At 43.1% G+C, this 1,653-nt stretch carries 1 protein-coding gene; it reads left to right on the forward strand.

Features of this window, described 5'->3' with window-relative positions; translation table 11 throughout:
• The first annotated feature begins 274 nt into the window (after positions 1–274).
• The gene (locus tag Q0413_RS01130; protein ID WP_298986417.1) at positions 275–988 is read left to right on the forward strand and encodes a rhodanese-like domain-containing protein; all 714 of its coding nucleotides are present in this window, start codon (positions 275–277) and stop codon (positions 986–988) included.
• The last annotated feature ends 665 nt before the right edge of the window (positions 989–1,653 follow it).

Raw genomic sequence — 1,653 nt, forward strand, 5'->3', positions numbered from 1 at the left:
GAGGAGATAAAAAGCTGTGTTTATAACGAATACGGCGTGCTTGTGGGCGGCTTCTGCCTAAGAGCGTTTATTGTGGCGGTCTATATATTTTAACCCCTATCTTTTGGTATTGCTAGGGCACAAGTCCGACCTTATTAAATTTTATCGCTCTTTTGCTTTTGCAAGCAAATCGCCTACTCGATCGCTCACATCTGCTAACGGCGCAAATTCACACTATTTAGATAAAATTTTGATATAATCTCCCGCTTTAAAAGCTAAAATTCAAAGGAAACATATGAAATTTATTTCTCACAAAATTTTAAAAAGCGCGGTTTTGCTGGCGGCATTGGGATCTTTTGCGACTTGCGGCGCCGAGACGCAGCAACCTAACGGCTACGTCATAAGCGGCGCGGCACTATCAGCGATAGAGGAGGACAATAGAGCAAAAGAAAATTATCTAGTCATTGACGTTAGAGCTGCAGATGAGTACGCTGCAGGCCACGTGAAGCACGCGATCAACATCCCGCTTGAGCAGCTGGAAAGCAGACTGGACGAAATAAACGCCTATAGGGATAAAAACATCGTGCTTTATTGCAATACGGGCAACCGCAGCGGCAAGGCGCTTGATCTGCTTAAACAAAAGGGCTTTAGCATGCTTATGAACGCGCCCGGCGTGAAGCAGTATGACTACGAGCTGTATAAGGTCGGCAGCATAAACGCGGAGGGGTTTTTGAAAATAGCGAATAATCCGAACGTGCTGATTATCGACGCTAGGCAGAAGCAGGACTACGACGCGGGGCATATGAAGGGTGCGATAAATATCCCATACGGCGAGCCTTTAGAAAACTACAAGGACGTGCTTGAGGCCAATAAAGACAAAAAGATAATCACGCACTGCTACAGCGGCAACCGCAGCGCCAAGCTCGCCAAAGCCCTAAACGAGCGAGGCTACAACGTCACAAATCTACTTGACGGCACGAAAGAGTATAATTACGAGCTAGTGAAATAAATCGGGATTGGCTCTTGAGGTAAATTTTACGACCATTTTTTGTATTCGCCGCGTCTTTGTAATATGCAGCTTCGCGGCATCCGATAAGACAGGCGCCGCTAAATTTTAAATTATTTGCTCCGCCTGCTCATTTAGCGCCTACTTTGCATAAGATTTGCCTTTGATGTAGGACGTAAATTTTAAATTCTCCATACCGAGGCGGCAATAGCGCTTGGGGGGAGGGGGTTAATTCCTTTTGGAGAAATTTTTCAAAATTTAAATCATAAAGTTGTAACAGAAAAGCAAGTATTTAGAGCTAAAAAATAGAATTTTACAAGCTAGCGCGGGTTTTGTGGGACGCGAAATTAAAACGAGCTCTATAAAAGTTGCGTAAATTTTAAATACAGCCAAATCGCTTAAAAATTTTACTTCCGAAAATGGAATTTCGCGCTAGTGGTGCGCGCGTTTTAAATAGCCCCACCAATTTCGATAAATTTGTGCTTTAGGAGAGGCAAGCAAAATCAAAGCCGAATTATAAGAGCAAATTAAGCCCGCAATGTATTTCTCGCTCCATCATTACAATGAACTGAATTTTGCGCGGAAACCAAACGCACGAATTAAATTCTCCACAAAATTTTATTCAACCAAGAATTCCTTCTTATCGATCGTGCCATGATAAAAAATCC

The sequence above is a fragment of the uncultured Campylobacter sp. genome (assembly GCF_938045465.1).
Taxonomy (GTDB): Bacteria; Campylobacterota; Campylobacteria; order Campylobacterales; family Campylobacteraceae; genus Campylobacter_B.

Coding starts and splice junctions, on each gene's coding strand:
- Q0413_RS01130 (WP_298986417.1), top strand. CDS start 275: ATGAAATTTATTTCTCACAAAATTTTAAAAAGCGCGGTTTTGCTGGCG.